General features: G+C 60.9%; 14 protein-coding genes and 1 riboswitch. Of the genes, 12 read left to right on the top strand and 2 right to left on the bottom strand.

All coding sequences use genetic code 11. The features are described from left to right. Positions 1–273: 273 nt before the first annotated feature. Both AB1576_02585 and AB1576_02580 read left to right on the top strand, forming a co-directional pair. Positions 274–1,023, top strand: coding sequence for a nucleotidyl transferase AbiEii/AbiGii toxin family protein (locus tag AB1576_02585; GenBank protein MEW6080679.1), 750 nt, complete (start codon positions 274–276; stop codon positions 1,021–1,023). 13 nt (positions 1,024–1,036) lie between these two features. Continuing rightward, a complete protein-coding gene (locus AB1576_02580; GenBank protein ID MEW6080678.1) occupies positions 1,037–1,387 on the top strand; it encodes a hypothetical protein in 351 nt (116 codons plus the stop codon). An 880-nt stretch (positions 1,388–2,267) separates the two neighbouring features. Here AB1576_02580 and AB1576_02575 read toward each other — a convergent pair. Further along, positions 2,268–3,128, bottom strand: coding sequence for a M23 family metallopeptidase (locus AB1576_02575; GenBank protein ID MEW6080677.1), 861 nt, complete (start codon positions 3,126–3,128; stop codon positions 2,268–2,270). Between the two features lie 664 nt (positions 3,129–3,792). Between AB1576_02575 and AB1576_02570 the strand changes: the two genes are divergently transcribed. From AB1576_02570 to AB1576_02555, 4 genes are all read left to right on the top strand, one after another. After that, positions 3,793–4,797 (top strand): CoA-transferase, encoded by a 1,005-nt coding sequence (locus AB1576_02570; GenBank protein MEW6080676.1) that lies wholly within the window; start codon positions 3,793–3,795, stop codon positions 4,795–4,797. After that, positions 4,790–5,563 (top strand): CoA-transferase, encoded by a 774-nt coding sequence (locus tag AB1576_02565; GenBank protein ID MEW6080675.1) that lies wholly within the window; start codon positions 4,790–4,792, stop codon positions 5,561–5,563. The genes AB1576_02570 and AB1576_02565 overlap by 8 nt, the downstream gene beginning before the upstream one ends. Before the next feature lie 14 nt (positions 5,564–5,577). Further along, complete coding sequence (locus AB1576_02560; GenBank protein ID MEW6080674.1) at positions 5,578–6,759, top strand: acetyl-CoA C-acetyltransferase; 1,182 nt, start codon at positions 5,578–5,580, stop codon at positions 6,757–6,759. 258 nt (positions 6,760–7,017) lie between these two features. After that, positions 7,018–8,382 carry a M23 family metallopeptidase gene (locus AB1576_02555; protein MEW6080673.1) on the top strand — a complete coding sequence of 455 codons (1,365 nt, stop codon included), beginning with the start codon at positions 7,018–7,020 and terminating at the stop codon, positions 8,380–8,382. A gap of 169 nt (positions 8,383–8,551) precedes the next feature. Here AB1576_02555 and lysA read toward each other — a convergent pair whose 3' ends face one another. Then, positions 8,552–9,898, bottom strand: a complete 1,347-nt coding sequence (gene lysA / locus AB1576_02550) for a diaminopimelate decarboxylase (GenBank protein ID MEW6080672.1) — start codon at positions 9,896–9,898, stop codon at positions 8,552–8,554. A gap of 70 nt (positions 9,899–9,968) precedes the next feature. Beyond that, positions 9,969–10,153: riboswitch (Lysine riboswitch) on the bottom strand. Positions 10,154–10,445: 292 nt separating this feature from the next. Between lysA and AB1576_02545 the strand changes: the two genes are divergently transcribed. From AB1576_02545 to AB1576_02520, 6 genes are read left to right on the top strand one after another with little or no spacing between them, the layout of a single operon-like run. Then, positions 10,446–11,132 (top strand): response regulator, encoded by a 687-nt coding sequence (locus AB1576_02545; protein MEW6080671.1) that lies wholly within the window; start codon positions 10,446–10,448, stop codon positions 11,130–11,132. A 2-nt stretch (positions 11,133–11,134) separates the two neighbouring features. Continuing rightward, the gene (gene pnpS, locus AB1576_02540) at positions 11,135–12,946 is read left to right on the top strand and encodes a two-component system histidine kinase PnpS (protein ID MEW6080670.1); all 1,812 of its coding nucleotides are present in this window, start codon (positions 11,135–11,137) and stop codon (positions 12,944–12,946) included. Continuing rightward, positions 12,927–14,270, top strand: a complete 1,344-nt coding sequence (locus AB1576_02535) for a hypothetical protein (protein MEW6080669.1) — start codon at positions 12,927–12,929, stop codon at positions 14,268–14,270. Before pnpS ends, AB1576_02535 begins: the two co-directional genes overlap by 20 nt. 9 nt (positions 14,271–14,279) lie before the next feature. After that, positions 14,280–15,146 (top strand): two-component system regulatory protein YycI, encoded by an 867-nt coding sequence (gene yycI, locus AB1576_02530; protein MEW6080668.1) that lies wholly within the window; start codon positions 14,280–14,282, stop codon positions 15,144–15,146. Positions 15,147–15,161: 15 nt separating this feature from the next. Further along, a complete protein-coding gene (locus AB1576_02525; protein ID MEW6080667.1) occupies positions 15,162–16,421 on the top strand; it encodes a UDP-N-acetylglucosamine 1-carboxyvinyltransferase in 1,260 nt (419 codons plus the stop codon). A gap of 14 nt (positions 16,422–16,435) precedes the next feature. Next, positions 16,436–17,581 (top strand): trypsin-like peptidase domain-containing protein, encoded by a 1,146-nt coding sequence (locus tag AB1576_02520; protein MEW6080666.1) that lies wholly within the window; start codon positions 16,436–16,438, stop codon positions 17,579–17,581. The last annotated feature ends 1 nt before the right edge of the window (position 17,582 follow it).

The following is a 17,582-nucleotide window of genomic DNA, read 5'->3' as shown; positions in this document are numbered from 1 at the left end:
CGGAATCCGCTCTTCCCCGGGTTGCACCGCCATATGTGCCTGTCTTCCTGGCAATCGACTCTTTGCTGACCGTGCGCCTGGAACTTGGTCAAACCCGCCGCAGGCGTTTATTGCCGGCTAAACCGCCGGCCACTCCTTGGCTCTAATCATTGAGGCATCTTAGTTTTCTGCGCCTCACGCCGGTATTACCACCTCGCCTATGCTTGCACACGATCACTGTCATACCTTGTGACACTCCAGGCGGATGGGTATACTGGTGATGGAGGGAAGAAAATGGATCCACGCACTGTGCTCAGCCATACAATGATCGAAGTGTGTCACGCGTTGGGCCAATCCCGACTGGGGAATTCCTTCTACCTTGCGGGTGGAACCGGTCTCGCTCTCCAGTTGCGCCACAGGAAATCGGACGATCTGGACTTCTTTCCCCGAAACCCAACGGAGAAGATTGCAGCCGGTGTGATCACCCGTGAAATAGAGCGTTTGTTCGGTGAAGCGAATGGCCGCCTGGAGCTGAGAGAAGCCACACAGGTTACATGGAGCATCTTGGGTGTGAAAACATCTTTCATTGGCTACCCGTTTCCCCTTTTGTACCCGCTTGAAGACGCAGGGGTCGTTGTCCCAGGATTGCAGGGGATAAGCCTCGCTCACTCTCGCGAAATAGCCGCGATGAAAGCCTATGCGCTGGGCCGGCGCGCTGCCGCCCGTGACTATGTAGACCTATACTCCCTGCTCCAGTCCGGTATGGCAACGCTGGAGACCATAATCAATGACGCCACAGTGAAGTTCGTCATCGCTGGAGAGCGCGTATTCTCTACCAAGCTCTTCCTTGAGCAACTGTGCTATACTAAGGACCTTGACGATGTTGATGCGGCGCTGCGGCTTGTCAGCCAGCCAGGCCTCACCCTTAACACCGTAGAAGCGCTTCTGCGCCAACACGTGAAGGGGTATCTTGAGCGGAAGACTGGCGCGCCAGATCAAAGCGACACAAGACCGCCGAGCGCGGTGCGCTCTAAAACACCTTGAAGGGAGCCTGACCATGAATCTGCCCGGCTCGTTTGCCGATTTGTTCAAGAACTACGTTTTCCCGACCATAGATGACCAAAAGCACGCCGCCCTCGTTATCAAGACCGTCCTCTCTCGAGGAAGCTGGGAGCAAATCATGTGGCTGTTCAGCCGGTATGGGAAACAGAGAATCGGCGAAGTGTTCCTGGAAGACTATAGCGGTCTCAGGACCCTGCCCGAGTCCACCCGCAGGCTGTGGGAGCTGCTGTTCGTCGAGGAATCCGAGTGGCAGGATGCCGGCGATAAATCCAGGTGGCAGTGCCGCCGCCTCGCCCAGTCCTCACCCGGTAACCCTGCCAGGTGCCCCCGCCTGGAGGTCGATTGACCATGCAAGCCGTGCGCACACCGGCATGTGCCACGGCTAGCCGGCGACTGGCACCCAGCAACACTGGCCCCCAGGCGCCTGCCCCGGCAAGCCAATCCATCAAGATGCCCCTGACTCCTCCACCGCGCGGCGGCCACGGGTGGCCGCTTAGCTTGTTGCTTCCGGCTTTTTGGGGTGACAGAGATTCACAGACCCTGGGTTATTCGTCGCAAACCCAACTACGTTCTACAAACCGTGCGGCCCTAGAAGAGCTTCCTCCGTCAAAAGGCAGTTCCCCCTTATATATAAACCAGAAGCCACAGGTTGCCTCGAACTCGCCAGCCACTGCAGGGACAGCCTGGCTCTGGGCAGTAATGTCAGTACCGCAATCCTCGAGCGTGGTGTTCAAGTTCCAACTCCGGCAGATGGGCGGTTGCCAAAGCCGACCCACCCGCATTTCGTCGACCGGGAACACATCCACCCAGGCAGTTTCTCCTAACCGCTCCCCCTTACCCTGAAGGCATTCTTTGCCCCAAGAGCCACACCGGTCACGATACGGAATGAGCTCAACACCTCCCGCAAGGCAGTCTCGTCCTCACCAGCAAAAGCCATCCGCCGGACTTCTTTCGATGCCCAGAAGGTGAGCGTCGCCGCGCCTGAGCTCCCCGGGTGAGCCAGCGGTCACGGAATCTCTGTCAGAAGGGGTCTCATCGTCTACCATGGGCCAGGAGCAGATTGGGGAGACCAGGGCGATCACCTGCTCGTGGCACCCCCTCTGGTAACCACCAGGGCAGAGGCTCTGGAGATGGTGTCCATCCTGGAAGATGCCATTGCCGGTGTAGAAGCCGAGGCCGGCGTTGCATGAGGGTGGGGGAGGGCAGGCGCCCTCCCCCGGTGGCAGTTACGGCAGACTTGAAGCGGGGTCCTGTGGGACACCGTTGACCCGGATCTCAAAGTGCAGGTGTGGTCCAAAAGCAAATCCCGTGCTCCCCACGCTTCCTAGCGCTTGCCCCTGGAGCACGCTAGAATCCCGGTTCACGGATACCCTGGAGAGGTGTGCGTACACACTGGTGATCCCATTCCCGTGGTCCAGAAAGACGGTGTTCCCGTACCCGCCTCCGTACCATCCCGCGAAGGTCACGACCCCTGCCCTGGCCGCCTTCACTTCCGTGCCGTGGGCAGCGGCGATGTCTATCCCTTCGTGCATGCGGCCCCATCGCCTCCCAAAGGGCGATGTAATCCTGCCATTCAGCGGCCAGGCGAAGCCTGGGACAGCCTGAGACGAGAGGGATGCCGCTCGCGCCGTGACAACAGCCGCAGGCTTGGCGCCGGGCAGGATCAGGACCTGGCCCACCGCCAGTGTGCTGGATTCAAGCCTGTTGGCTTCCATGATCTCATTCACTGGGATACCGTGCGTGGAGGAGATGCCCCACAGCGTGTCACCGGGCCCTACCTTGCAGAGTAACCCGGGGGTGCTGAGTACCGTAACCCTCTGGCCGGGCTGCAGGTATTCCCTGGCGGCTATGTCATTGATGGCGGCGAGGCTCTCCACGTCAGTGCCGTGCATTCGCGCTATCTCCCACAGGGTATCCCCTTGTTTCACCGTGTATGTGGTTATCTCAGGTGTGCCCGGGGTTCCCATTACTGGCTCGCCTGGGCGGGGCTCCACCATCCTGAGGTGCGCTATAGAGTGATCCAGGGGTGGTGCTTGAATTCCCGATCCAGTCATGTGAGGGCCCGCCTGGATGAACCTGCCCGTCACTGATCCTACGGTAGCCCCCCCAACCAGGCAAAGGGCTACCCATACGGCTAGAGCCACCCTGGTTACAGGTGGCAGATTCGCTCGGGGTGCAGGTCCCCCAGTCTCCGGCTGTTCCGCCATGACATCAACTCCTCAACTGGCGATGCCTGCGCCAGCCTCAAGGTCATGTTCTGAGTTTCCCCTATGGTTCCATAACTATTCAAGGCCGCCATTTTCCGTTACCTCTGGCACTCTCTTCCTGGTAATGTTATGCATCCTGCCGGTTTTGAGAACCGCTACCCGGCCCGCAAGGGACTTCGCCCTGCCAGAAACCGTAAAGAGGGCGCTGGCGCCCAGCGCGCATCTACGCGGGCAAGAGGTGTTCGAGGCTGGAGGAGGTAATCCTTGGGGGGTCTTCTCTTTCGGGCTGGCCAAGAGTGAGGTCGGGAAGGGTGTATGAGTTTTCTGCTGCTATATCATGGCCAGTGAGGGATTTTTCATTCACCGGGGCCAGGGGGAGGACAAATTCAAGGAAGGGACGAATCCTCCCCTACCAAACGGCTGGCTCTAAGAAGCAGGGGGCACCGGCTTGCTCCCAAAGAGGCTGGGGGCCGTCTTGACTCTAAGTCGCTGCTCCCTGTCCTCACACTGGCAAGGGGCAAGGCGCCCCGGGGAGGGCGTGGACATGAACCAAGGACTAGGCGAGGGGCCCCTGTTGATGGAACCGGACGTTGATGCAGCCAGGGAGTTCTTCCGGCGAAAGGTGAAACGCCTGGCGCCCAAGACAATGACGGTGAAGGAAGCCGTGTCAAGGTTCATCAACGATGGGGACTACCTAGCCGTCGGGGGTTTCGGGACGAACCGCATTCCCACGGCGGTGCTCCACGAAATTGTGCGCCAGCGCAAGAAGAACCTAGGACTTAGCGGCCACACGGCCACCCATGACTGCCAGGTGCTGGCTGCGGGGGACTGCATAAACCGTTGCGATGTAGCCTATGTGCTTGGCCTTGAGGCGCGTGGTCTCTCAAAGGCGTCTCGCAGGCTCTTTGAGAGTGGGCGGGTCGAGGTGGCGGAGTGGTCCAACGGCGCCCTGGCATGGCGGTACAAAGCAGCAGCCATGGGTGTCCCCTTCCTTCCCAGCCGTGTCCTGGCGGGAACGGATACGGGAAGGCGCTCCGCGGCTAGGGAGGTAACGTGCCCCTTTACAGGGATGAGACTGGCGGCGCTTCCCGCCCTGTACCCCGATGTGGCGGCAATCCACGTGCACCGCGCGGATGTCTACGGCAACTGCCAGATTGACGGGATCATGGTGTCCGACTGGGACCTCGCCCGGGCGGCCAAGACCCTCCTAATCACCGCCGAGCGGATTGTCCCCAGCGAAGAGATCCGGCAAGACCCTGCACGCACTGCCATTCCCGGTTTCCTGGTGGACGCCGTCGCGGAGGTTCCCTTTGGCTCCTACCCGGGGAACATGCCCTACGAGTATTTTTCCGATGAGGAACACATCGCAGCCTGGCTGGAGGCCGAGGCGGATGGCAGCACGTTCCAGGCCTTCGTTGACAGGCACATACACAACGTCAGGGACTTTTACGAGTACCTTGAGATCTGCGGGGGCATGGAGAGGATGCGCCGGCTGAGAGCCAAGGAACTCCTGGTAGACATGGAGGGGGGTGGGGAAGGGTGTGACTAGGTACAACCGGATGGAACTGATGATATGCCTGGCCGCCCGGTACCTGGAGAAGGGAGCCACTGTCGTGGTGGGAACGGGGGCTCCCTGTGCCGCGGCCATGCTGGCGCAGGCTATCCACGCCCCTGACCTGATCATCATGTTCGAGGCGGGGGGGATAGGACCCCTGCTTCCTTCCATGCCAATATCCGTGGGGGATTCCCGGACTTTCCACAGGGGGCTTGCCGCCTCCAGCATGCCAGAGATCATGGAGATGTGCCAGAGGGGCATGGTTGACTATTGCTTTTTGGGGGGCGCTCAGATAGACCGGTACGGGAACCTCAATTCCACAATGATCGGTTCTGACTACCCCAGGCCCAAGGTGAGACTTCCTGGCAGCGGCGGTGCCAACGATCTTGCCTCCCTGTGCTGGAGGACAATGGTCATTACGCCCCAGGATCGCAGGAGGTTCGTGGAGAGACTGGACTTCGTCACCTCCCCCGGCTTCCTTACCGGCAGGGGAGCCAGGGAGGCCGCGGGGCTGCCCCCGGGCACAGGGCCGTACAAGGTCATCACAGACCTGGCAGTCCTGGGTTTCTCCGGAGATACCGGGGAGATGGTTGTGGAGAGCCTTCATCCAGGAGTGAACAGGCAGGCGGTGCAGGACCACACCGGCTTTGACCCCTTGTGGTCAGAAGATCTGAGATCAAGCGAGCCTCCAACCCTAGAGGAGCTGCGGGTGCTCAGGGAACGAGTGGACCCGTACCGCTATATCATAGGTAGAACCTAGAGGGGGTCTTTCACGTGGCAGAGGCTTGGATAGTCTCGGCGGTGAGGACAGCGGTGGGGTCTCTCGGGGGTTCACTCGCCCAGGTCAAGACGGAAGAACTGGGTGCTGTAGTCATCAAAGAGGCGGTGGCCCGGGCTGGGGTGAAGCCCCGTGAGATAGATGAGGTTCTCATGGGGTGTGTGCTGCAGGCTGGCCTGGGACAGGGACCCGCCCGCCAGGCAGCTATGAAGGCGGGTATTCCCCAGGAGGTTCCGGCCACAACGGTGAACAAGATGTGTGGCTCCGGCCTGAAGACCGTGGCCATGGCCTCCGGGGCAGTTCTCCTGGGCGATGCCGCTGCCGTCGTGGCGGGGGGAATGGAGAGCATGAGCAACGCCCCCTATGTGCTGGAGAAGGCAAGGTACGGTTACCGGATGGGTCACGGGAGCCTGGTGGACAGCATGATCAAGGATGGTCTTTGGTGTGCCTTCGGCGACGCCCACATGGGAGCGACCGCAGAGAACCTGGCGTCCCTGTACTCCATATCCCGGGAGGAGCAGGATCGCTTCGCCCTGGAAAGCCAGGAGAAGGCCCAGAAGGCCATTCATGATGGCCTCTTCCGGGATGAGATAGTGCCCGTGGAGGTTTCCGGGAAACGAGGGCAAGTGAGCCTCTTTGACAAGGATGAACACCCCAGGCTTGGTGTGACCATCGAGGCCCTGGCGGCACTACGCCCGGCATTCAAGCCGGGGGGCACGGTGACGGCGGGCAATGCCTCCGGCATCAACGACGGCGCCGCCGCGTGCGTTGTGGTGTCTGATGCCTTCGCCCGGAGAAGGGGCCTGGAGCCCATGGCGGTGGTACGGGGATATGCCTCCTCCGGAGTTGACCCCTCGCTTATGGGCATCGGTCCCGTGGAAGCCGTCAGGAAGGCCCTGGCAAGGGCGGGCTTGAGCCAGGGAACCCTCGACCTGGTTGAACTCAACGAGGCGTTTGCGGCCCAGAGCATAGCGGTCCTGCGCAGCCTTGAGATGGACACATCCCTGGTGAACGTGAACGGAGGCGCGATAGCGCTGGGACACCCCATCGGGGCCTCAGGGGCTCGCATCCTGGTGACCCTGCTCCATGAGATGAAGAGGAGAAGCCTCAGGTATGGATTGGCCGCCCTGTGTATCGGGGGCGGCATGGGCATCGCCATGGTCCTAGAGTCCCCCTGAGGCAATTTCACACAAGAACTGTCTTCAGAATAGGATGAATAGGTGACACCTGGTGGGGACGAGAGGGCAGGGTTTTCCTCGTATGGCACTTGCAGGAGCTTTTTGAAGGAATAGCGGGCATGGACAAGGGGCAGCATAGTCTCCAGGAGTTTCCTGGGTTTTTTGGTTTTTTCCTGGGGAGGAAAACTCTACATGGGTATCGAAGTGTACATTGTCAGCTTCTTACGGTCGATTAGAAATAGAAGCGGAGGTAAGCCGTTGCTCAGGAAGATCACCGGCCGCCCCCTGCCTATTGCAGTTATACTGGTGGTTGCGGTCCTCGCTGTGACAGGAGGGTTCCGTGCTACTGCTAGGTGCACATACTACCGTGTGCTCTGGGACGGCCAGGAGGTCGGCTGGGTTGAGGAGGAGCACGTTGTCCAGGAGGCTGCCACGGGCCTGTGCTTGCAGAAGGCCAGGGCTGAGGGCATGGAAATGGTCCTGGTCAACGAGTTCGGCACCGAGCCGGTGGACCTGTACAGCCCCCCTGGCCAGATCATGAGCCATGCTGACCTCCAAAAGGCCATGATTCGCACCGCCAGGTTCATGGCTGTTGCCTATGCCATCATGGTGGATGGACGCCGCTCCGTGGTCTTGCCCGATGAAGGCAGCGCCCAGGCGGTCCTGGACGGCATCATGGAAGACTTCCGCCAGGCCATTGTACAGGGGGACCGGGTCACCCTGGAGTCCCTGGACATAGTTGAAGAGGTGAGCATCGAGCGGGTTTCCTTCAAGCCCGAGCAGGTGGTGACGGAGGAGGAGGCCCGGCGTATTCTTCTCAGGGGCACCGACGTCATCAAGACATACGAGGTCAAGCGTGGAGAATCCCTGTGGACAATAGCGTCCTCCAATGGCCTGTCAGTAGACGAGCTCCGGGCGGCCAACCCTAGCATGGCCTCGGACCTGTTGCAGGTGGGACAGGAACTCAGCCTGGTGGTGCCCGAGCCCTTCATCACTGTCACCAGCACCGAGACCATGATATATGATCAGAGCATCCCCTTCCCCACCCGGGCTGAGACGGATGACAGCCTGTGGCCCTGGCAGAGGGTGGTAAGGGTGCCCGGGGAGCCTGGGAAAAAGCAGGTCACCGTGCGCATAGCCCGGGTTAACGGTGTGGAGACCGGGCGGGAGACCCTGAGTACCGAGACTGTGCTGGAACCAAAGACCCAAGTGGTTGTGCAGGGAACGAAAGCCGTGCCCAGCATGGGCACAGGGGTCCTGGCGTGGCCCCTGGATGCTGGGCAGGTTACATCATGGTACGGCTACAGGCGGGGGGGCATGCACTCCGGAATCGACATCGCTGCTCCCGCCGGGACCTCGATAAGGGCCGCAGACAAGGGCACGGTGATCTTCTCGGGAAGCCTGGGTGCCTATGGCCTGACCATTAAGATCGCCCATGGCGACGGCATGGTCACGCAGTACAGCCACAATTCCGCCAACCTGGTGAATGTGGGCACAGTGGTGGAGAAGGGACAGGCCATAGCCAGAATAGGCACCACGGGGCGATCCACCGGCCCCCATGTTCACTTTGAGATCCAGCTGAAAGGCGCCACCGTCAACCCCATGAGCTACTATCCGAAGTAGGTCGAGAATTGTTACACATCCTTAATGAAGGCGTAACCGGGCTGTAACATTGGCCCGGTATACTTTTTTCTGGAATGATGACCTAGGTTCTTGACCCCCTCTTAACATAATGCGTTGGGTGGTACGCCCGTACCACCCGCCCTTTTTTCCTGGGGTGAGCGAGGGGTCGTCAGGAACACGCCCTTCCCGTGGCTTCTACCCCTTTCCGCAGGCGCGCAGGGATCCGGTCCTTTGCCACCAGGTCCTCGTAGGTCTCTCTCTCCACGATGGGGTCTGCCATACCCTGGCTCACCAGCACCACTGTGGGTTTGGGGCATCGATTGTAGTTGGATGCCATTGAGTAGTGGTAGGCCCCTGTAGAGAAAACCGCGAGAATATCGCCCCTAGTTACCTCAGGCAAGTCAATATCCCAGATCAGCACATCACCGGACTCACAGCAGCGCCCCGCTATGGTGTATTGCCTGGCGGGATCCTCCTTTGCCCGCTGGGCAAGGATGGCGCTGTATCGCGCACCGTACAGGGCGGGTCTCGGGTTATCCGTCATCCCCCCGTCAACGCTCACGTAGGTGCGAAGCCCGGGGATCTCCTTGATCGTGCCAACAGTGTAAAGGGTGACTCCTGCTTCGCCTACAACAGAACGCCCGGGCTCCAGCTGGAGCACGGGTAGGGGCAGTGAATGGCGGCGGCAGGCCTCCCGGACGGCTTGGCTCACCGCGTCCACATAGTCCTGGATCCTGGGGGGTGCATCGCAATCCTGGTAGCGGATTCCGAGGCCTCCTCCCAGGTTCACCTCATCCAGCAGAGCACCGGTCTCCTGGTAGATGCGGGCACGGAAATCCATCATGATCGCAGCGGCTAGGCGAAACGGCGAGAGGTCCAGCACCTGGGAACCCACATGGCAGTGTATCCCCCTGAGAGAGAGGCCCGGCAGGGACAGGGCTTGGGCCACGGCCTCCAGGGCGCTGCCGTCTCCCACGGAGAACCCGAACTTGGAATCCTCCTGTCCTGTCTGGGTATATTCGTGGGTGTGAGCCTCCACGCCAGGTGTGACGCGGAGGAGTATGTCCTGGACGACACCGTGTGCCCTGGCTATCTCGTCCAGGGCGTAGAGTTCCTGGAAGCCGTCGGCGATAACCCGCCCTATACCGGCCTTGACCGCCATGGAGAGCTCATGGTCGCTCTTGTTGTTGCCGTTGAACTGGATCCTGTCTGGCGAAAAACCCGCCTTGAGCGCCGTGTAGATCTCTCCTCCGGAGACCAGGTCGAGGCCGAGACCCTCCTGGGCCATGATCACTGCTGTGGCCTGGGTCATGAAGGCCTTTCCCGCGAAGGCCACGAAGAACCTCGGATAGGACCGGGCAAGAGCGGTCATGTACTCCCTGCAACGCTTTCGGATTAGTTCCTCATCGTACACCAGCAAGGGCGTACCGAAGCGGCGGGCGAGGTCTCCTGCAGTCTCCCCGCCAATAACGAGTTCCCCTAGAGCATTCACCGCCATAGTCTCGGGCAAAACCATGACTCACTCTCCTCCCTTCGAAAGACAATAAGGCACCCTGTGGGTGCCCAGAGTCACCCTCAATGTCCCCAAGTGAGATAGCTCTCCACCGGGTAAGCGGGGCTCTCCCCCGGTGACAGTCCTGCACCTGTTCGGACGCAGGCCCAACCCCGCTTGGCTGGCCCAAGACGGGATTTCGGCGGGGACCCCTTTCTGACCGGTCACTGGTGCCACCCTGCGGCCCTACTCATGGTACCCCGCGCCTCTACCTCACCCTTTCTTGAGAGTGAGGTTCACGTTATGCTTTGTCCTACATAATAGCGGGGCAGGGCCGGGTTGTCAAATAGCAGTTCCAGGCTACCCATGAGGCCTTATCCAGGCTTCTCCCCCGGCGCTACGCCCCGGTTAAGCAGGGTGGCCCCGGAAGTAGCCTGTCCTTTGTCGCGCACGGCCCCTGGGAGCGCAGGTGGCGAGCCCCAGTGCCCGCTGGGCGGCAAAAGGCCCCTGGGCAGGAAAACGGGTGTCCTGGGGCGAATAGGCCCAGAGAAGCGCCGGGAGGTAGATACACGTGTCCTTCAAAGTCCTGGTAGTTGACGACGAGAAACCCATCGCAGACATCATCAAGTTCAACCTGGAGAAAGAGGGATACCAGGTTAGCGTGGCAAATGACGGCCGGGAGGCGCTCCAGCGAGCGGAGGAGGACCGGCCGGATCTAGTTATCCTGGACATCATGCTGCCCAGGATGGATGGGTTCGCGGTGTGCCAGGAGATCCGGCGGAGGTCTCACGTGCCAATACTCATGCTTACCGCAAAGCAGGAAGAGGTTGATAAGGTGTTCGGCCTGGAGCTCGGGGCTGATGACTACGTCACAAAGCCCTTCAGCCCCCGGGAGCTGGTGGCCCGGGTCAAGGCAATCCTCAGGAGGGCCTCCAGCCCTGGAGGGCAAGGCCCAAGGGTGATAAAGTCGGGTGATCTCATCGTTGACCTCGACACCTACCAGGTCCGCAAGGGGGAGCAGGCCGTTCCCCTGTCCCAGAAGGAGTTCCAGCTCCTGCGCTTCCTCGCGGCTCACCCCGGCCAGATATTCACCCGGGAGGCGCTCCTGGATGAGGTCTGGGGGTACCAGTACTTCGGCGATACCCGGACAGTGGATGTCACCGTCCGGAGACTCCGGGAGAAGATCGAGGATGACCCTTCTGAGCCTGAGTACGTCCAGACCAAGCGAGGGGTTGGCTACTACTTCAAGCGAGGTTGACAATGCTTACTCTTAAGAGCGTCCAGTGGAGGCTCGCTCTGATCTACCTGCTGATGATCCTGCTGGCCATGCAGCTGGTGGGATTCTACCTCCTGCAGTCACTGGAACGCTACTACATCACGGGTTTCACCGATACCGTCGGTTCGCAGGGACAGCTCCTGGCGGGCTTCATGGACAGGTACCTGGTGGGTGCGTCAGAAGAGGGATTCGCCGACAAGATGCTGGTGGACTTCGGCCACCAGGCAGGCTTGGAGATCGCCGTCTTCAGCACGGCTGGCCTCATGCTGGCGTCATCTGGCACCCGGGAGGCCTTCGGCCAGAAGGCGAACCAGACCGATGTTGCAAGGGCGCTCGCGGGTACCAGGAGCGAGGAGGTCCGGGTGCAAGCATCCACGGGGGAGCGTCATCTCCACGTGGCTGTCCCTGTACTCTCGGGCAACCAGGTGGTAGGAGCCGTCTATCTTATCGGCTCCTTGGAGGAGATATACGGTACCCTGGGGGATGTGCGTTCCATCCTGTTCTCCGCCACCGCCGTGGCCCTGGCGGTCACTGCCATCCTTGGCTTTGGCTTGGCGAGAACAATAACCAGGCCTATCAAGGAGGTCACCTCGAAGGCGGCCATGATGGCCTCTGGTGATTTTGAACAAGCCATTGAGGTGAGGTCCGAGGACGAGATAGGCCAGCTGGCCAGGATGTTCAACCACCTGGCCTTCAGGCTCAAGGAGACCCTCAGCGAGATATCGGGCGAGAAGGCGAAGCTGGAGGCAATACTCACCCACATGGCCGATGGTATCCTAGCCCTGGACCACGAGGGACGTGTACTCATTGCCAACCCGGCGGCTGCTCGAATGGTGGGAGTGCGTCCTGAGAAGACCGTGGGCAAGCCCGTGTCAGAGGTGCTCGGGGACATCCTCTCAGAGGATGCCCTCCGGGAGACACTCAAGGGATACCGGGGTATTTCCCAGGAAATAACCCTGAGGAGACCAGTCTACAGGGCGCTCAGGGCGCAGTTTGCCCCCTTGCGTAATGAGGACGGGCGCCTTGCCGGCACCGTGGTGGTGTTCCAGGACATCACCGACCAGGAGCGGCTTGAGTCCCTCAGGAAGGAGTTCGTGGCCAATGTGTCTCACGAGCTCCGGACACCCCTGACCACCATCAAGAGCTACGTGGAGACCCTCCTGGACGGTGCCATGGAGGACCGGGACCTGAGGCCCCACTTCCTCGAGGTTGTGGACGAGGAGACGGATCGGATGGTACGCCTGGTGAACAACCTCCTTGACCTGTCTACACTGGACTACGAGGGCGCCAACCTGGAGATGAAACCCTTCTCACTGGCAGGGGCCATTCGCGATGCCGTTGAGGCGCTGGCGGTTCAATCCAAGAAGCGTGGGATGGCAGTGAGCATAGAGGCGCCCCCCGGGCCCTTGACAGCCCTGGGAGACCGGGAGAGGATCCAGCAGGTGGTGATGAACCTCATCTCGAATGCCATAAAGTTCACGCCGGAGGGGGGAGATGTCAGGATCTCCATCCTCCAGGCAGACGGTTGGTACCGGGTGTCTGTGAAGGACAACGGCATCGGCATTCCCAAGGAGGAGATTCCCAGGATCTTCGACCGGTTCTACCGGGTCGACAAGGCAAGGTCACGACAGCTGGGAGGTACCGGGCTCGGGCTTAGCATCGCCCGGCAGATCGTTGAGGCCCACGGCGGCCAGGTAGAGATAAAGAGCGAAATGGGAGAGGGCACCATTGTGACCTTCACCCTTAGGGCGGATGCCGCGAGGTTGGTGGATTCCCATGAAGGAAAACCAGCTTGAGACTGCAAAAAGCGTGATCCTGGCAGTTCATGTGGTTGCAAGTGTTTTTCTCACAGGCTACATGTGGTTTGGTTTTCCGGGTCGTTATGTCTCCGGGGAGCCCACCTCGGGTATGGAAGTGGCTGTAAGGTCAGATGTTAACCCGGGGGACTTCCTCATGCCCTCAAGGATCGCCAGCCACCACGGCAATGGCGCCTTCTCACTCTTGTCCCGGGGGACACCCGGCTACGATGAGGCCTGGAACGAGGGCAGGCCCCTCACCTTTGTCATGGGAGAACTCGCTGGCACCGCCGGGGGTGATGAGGCCGACAGGGCTCGCCGCCAGGGCGTTGGGATAGAGTTCATGCTGGCGGTGGCGCTGCCCTTTTCCCAGTGGCTGGACTACATGGGCATTGAAGCCCCGGCGGGTTGGGATTTTCCCACATCCAGGTTCTTCCTGACAACCGCCGGCAACAGGGCCTTTGTGAGGACCTCGCCCGGGAGCTACAAAGTTATCAATCTCATGGTAGACGCGCAGGTGCTGAAGGAGGCCCTCACCCTGAGCCCCCCTGGCCCTGGGGATGGAGCGTGGCTCATGCCGGGAGAGGCAGCCGGGGTTGGGGTGTCCGACGGCGTGTTCTTGCCCGTGGCCTCACCCGAGGCTGCGGCGCTTAGCCTGGAGGCCGAGGCCGCCGACGTCCAGGCCATCCTGGCGGGGTTTTTTGTGGATCCCTCGGTGGTCCGGCGGATCGAGGAGAGGGACGGGGCCATCATATACACCGACGGCAGCATCGGTCTCAGGGTCTATCCCTGGGGCGGCCTGGAATACGCGACACCCTTCACCGACATTGGCCCCGAGTTCCCTAACCTGGCCGAGGCGCTGAGGAAGTCAGTGGATTTCGTTGCCCAGCATGGTTCCTGGCCGGAGAACCCCTTTCTCACCAGCTGGAGCCCAACGCTCCTGGGAGGGATGGCTGAGGGACTTAGCCTGCGGTTTTCCTACACCATTGACTCAAGGCCCGTCATTTCCAGCGGCTTTCCCCTGGAGGTATCCGTGGGTGGCCAGGAGGTGGCGGGGTACCGCAGGAATGTGCTGTGTCCCGTGGGTGAACAGCACCCCGCCGGCCGGGTCATCAGGCCACTTGACGCCATAAGGGCAGTAGTTGATGGGCAGGATGTGAGGCTGGAGGGAACCGTCACCGATGTCTACCTGGGATACTGGGTTAAGGCAGGGGAGGACCTGAAGGGGCTTGCAGTGCCAGTGTGGGTGGTTACCATGGAGGGGGAAAGGCCGGTGTTGGTAGACGCGCACACCGGTAGTATCGTTGACATCAGGGAGAGGTAGGGACCGCGCATGGACTGGTCGCGGGCCAAGACGTTACTGATCATAGCATACACGCTTTTCAATGTATTCTTGGGCTACCGGCTATTGTCGGATCCGGTGCGAGGCAGTATGACCCTGGTGACCCTGCAGCAAGTGGAGGCAGCCGCCCAGGATCTCGCCTCGCAGGGTGTGCTGCTGGCTGCTACGGTGCCCCGGAGGGCGCCAGCCATGTCACTGATCCTCCTGAGGCACCAGGAGATGACGGAGAGCCAAGCCCTGGCGTTGTTCTTTGAAGAGGAAGGAGAGGTTCGTCGCTCGGAGAAGGCTGATGGAAGGGTGGTGCTGGAGAACTCCCTGGAGAGCCTTACCAGGTATGAGAACGGCGTCCTCCTTTACTCCCGGAAGGTAAGGACTCAGGACGCCACCCAGGTTGCCCAGGCCTTGGCCCGCGAGCAGGCCCAGGAGTTCTGGAGCCAGAGGGGAGGGCTCCCTCCCGGTGCCCGGCCTGACTACGTGGCGTACGACGAGAAGTCAGACAGGCACATAGTCCAGTACTACCAGGAGTACCAGGGATATCCCATTTACGGCGGGCAAATCTCAGTTGTGGTTGGGCCTGGTGGGGTTGAGGCTGTGCTGTTTGTGTGGTTCTCCCCGGCAGGTCCCAGCGGGAAGCCCAAACAGGTGCTGGCCGCCACGGATGCCTTGTTGAAGTGCCTGGAGGCCTTGGGGCGGGACACAACAGTAGAGGCCGTGACCTTGGGCTACTACAGCGAAGCCTACAACGCCACCCAGTGGGAGGCCCCGCCGGTGTGGCGAATCAGGACCCGGACCGGTGATACCCTTTATGTAAATGCCTACACTGGTGACCTGGAGGGTCCCGTGTCCATTGTTCCCTAGAGAGGGCGATGTGATTTGAGCGACAAATTCGTGGTCCAAGGAGGAAGAAGACTCCACGGGAGGGTGCTTGTGTCAGGCTCCAAGAACTCATCGGTGGCAAGCCTCCCTGCGGCCCTCCTGGCCTCTGATACCAGCACGCTGGAGAATGTTCCCGCCATAAAGGACGTAACCATCTTCGCCGATATCCTCCAGTCCCTGGGAGCCCAGATAGAGTTCAATGAGGGGTCGAAGGTAATCATTAACCCCAACGGGTTCAAGGCCTGGGAGGCCCCATACGAGCTGGTCCGTCGCCTTAGGGCTTCCTACTACCTCCTAGGGGTCCTCCTGGCCAAGTTCGGCAGGGCGGAGGTGGCCATGCCCGGGGGCTGTGATATCGGGCTCAGGCCCATAGACCAGCATATCAAGGGGTTTCGAGCCCTGGGGGCCGAGGTTGTGCTTGAACACGGGATCGTGAAGATCCACGCCCCATGCCTCACGGGAGCCTCCATCTACCTGGATGTGGTCAGCGTGGGCGCCACCGTCAACATCATGCTGGCAGCCACCCTGGCACATGGTACCACCATCATTGAGAACGCCGCCAAGGAACCCCACATTGTGGACCTGGCCAACTACCTAAACGCCATGGGAGCCCGGGTCCAGGGTGCGGGTACCGATATCATAAGGATCAAGGGCGTCCAGGAGCTCCGGGGCACCCATCACCCTGTCATTCCCGATGAGATTGAGGCTGGTACCATCCTCCTGGCAGGGGTTGCCACCCGGGGGGACGTCACGGTGGAGAACGTCATACCAAAGCACCTGGAATCCATCTTGGCGAAACTATCGGAGATGGGGGCCGCCGTGGAGGACCTGGGGGATTCCGTCAGGGTGATTGCGGACGAGAAGCCCAGGGCCGTGAACGCAAAGACACTGCCCTATCCGGGCTTCCCCACCGACCTGCAGCAACCCTTGGTGGCGGTCATGGCCAAGGCCGACGGGGTCAGCATGATCCAGGAAACCATGTACGATAATCGTTTTAGTTATGCCAATGAGTTGATTCGCATGGGCGCCAGCGTTAAAGTAGATGGCAGGACAGCGATTGTGGAGGGGGTTGACATCCTCTATGGTGCGCCAGTGACCGCTAACGACCTGAGGGGAGGAGCCGCCCTCCTCATTGCGAGCCTGAGCGCCCAGGGGGACACCGAAATCTATGGGATAAAGCACATAGACAGGGGATATGAAGGCCTGGAAAGCAAACTCACGGCCCTAGGGGCCAAGGTCCAGCGAGTCGCTGAGTGAAGGGGGTTATGCCTGTGAGTCATCACTGTGGACCGCCCAGACGGTCATCCTTGTGGAGTTACTTCATGGTGGCATTGCTGGGGGCTGTGCTAGGCTCGCTACTGGTGACCTTCGTGCTGCCATCCTACTTCCCCGCAGCCTTCAGCCTGGAGGGACCCGGCGAGACCAAGGTGGAACCCCCTCTTAGCCTTAACCAGGGTGGGGATGAACCCCAGCCGGCTCCTGGTGCCACGCCCCCATCGGTACTGGCCGTGGAGAAGGCGGCCCATTCTGTGGTAGGAATAATCAACAAGGCCCAGGTCTACAACTACTTTTCTGGGAGGAGCCAGATAATAGAACAGGGCTCGGGTTCCGGGGTCATCCTGGATGGCAACGGCCACATCGTCACTAACCACCATGTTGTGGATGGGGCTGCCGAGCTGGTGGTGGTGCTGCCGGGCGGTGAGGACCTTCCCGCACAGGTAGTGGGGGTGGACCCTGCCACTGACCTTGCGGTGGTGAAGGTGGACCAGCCAGGGCTGCGCTCTGCTGAGTTCGGTGATTCTGGCAAGCTCAGGGTGGGCGAACCGGTGCTGGCAATAGGGAACCCTGTGGACATGGAGTTCCAGCGCTCGGTGACCGCCGGGGTCGTCAGCGGGCTCAACCGCAAGATCCAGTACGGTGAGAGGACGTTTCTGCTCATCCAGACCGATGCCGTGATTAACCCAGGGAACAGCGGAGGGCCCCTGGTGAACATGGACGGTCAGGTGATAGGCATAAACACCCTCAAGCTAGACCTGCCCAGGGTTGAAGGGATGGGGTTCTCCATCCCCTCCAACACAGTGCGGCGCGTGGCTGACGAGCTCATACAGCATGGCAGGGTTATAAGGCCGTGGCTCGGAGTTGGGGTTGTGACCAGGGAAACCGCGGAGGTGTACGGGATCCAGTTTGACCGGGGACTGTATGTGGGCCAGGTGGCGCCTGGAGGGCCTGCGGCTAGTGCAGGCATGAAGGAGGGCGACGTGATCCTCTCAGTCCAGGGTCGCCGCACAGACAGCCTGGAAGAGTTGCGCGCGGTAATCGAAACCCACAAGGTTGGTGACGTGGTAGAGGTCAGGGTGCGCCGGGACGGCCAGGAGACGGTCCTCTCGGTCAGGCTGGGAGAAATGCCGGTGAGTTAAG

The sequence above is a fragment of the Bacillota bacterium genome (genome assembly GCA_040754315.1).
Classification (GTDB): domain Bacteria; phylum Bacillota; class Sulfobacillia; order DUSP01; family JBFMCS01; genus JBFMCS01.
The sequence above is the reverse complement of the archived record's forward strand: the minus strand, read 5'-3'. Positions and strand labels throughout refer to the sequence as shown.

Bases quoted from the DNA above. Each gene is read 5' to 3' on its own strand.
- AB1576_02585 (MEW6080679.1), top strand. From the start codon at position 274: ATGGATCCACGCACTGTGCTCAGCCATACAATGATCGAAGTGTGTCAC.
- AB1576_02580 (MEW6080678.1), top strand. From the start codon at position 1,037: ATGAATCTGCCCGGCTCGTTTGCCGATTTGTTCAAGAACTACGTTTTC.
- AB1576_02570 (MEW6080676.1), top strand. From the start codon at position 3,793: ATGAACCAAGGACTAGGCGAGGGGCCCCTGTTGATGGAACCGGACGTT.
- lysA (MEW6080672.1), bottom strand. From the start codon at position 9,898: ATGGTTTTGCCCGAGACTATGGCGGTGAATGCTCTAGGGGAACTCGTT.
- pnpS (MEW6080670.1), top strand. From the start codon at position 11,135: ATGCTTACTCTTAAGAGCGTCCAGTGGAGGCTCGCTCTGATCTACCTG.
- AB1576_02535 (MEW6080669.1), top strand. From the start codon at position 12,927: ATGAAGGAAAACCAGCTTGAGACTGCAAAAAGCGTGATCCTGGCAGTT.
- yycI (MEW6080668.1), top strand. From the start codon at position 14,280: ATGGACTGGTCGCGGGCCAAGACGTTACTGATCATAGCATACACGCTT.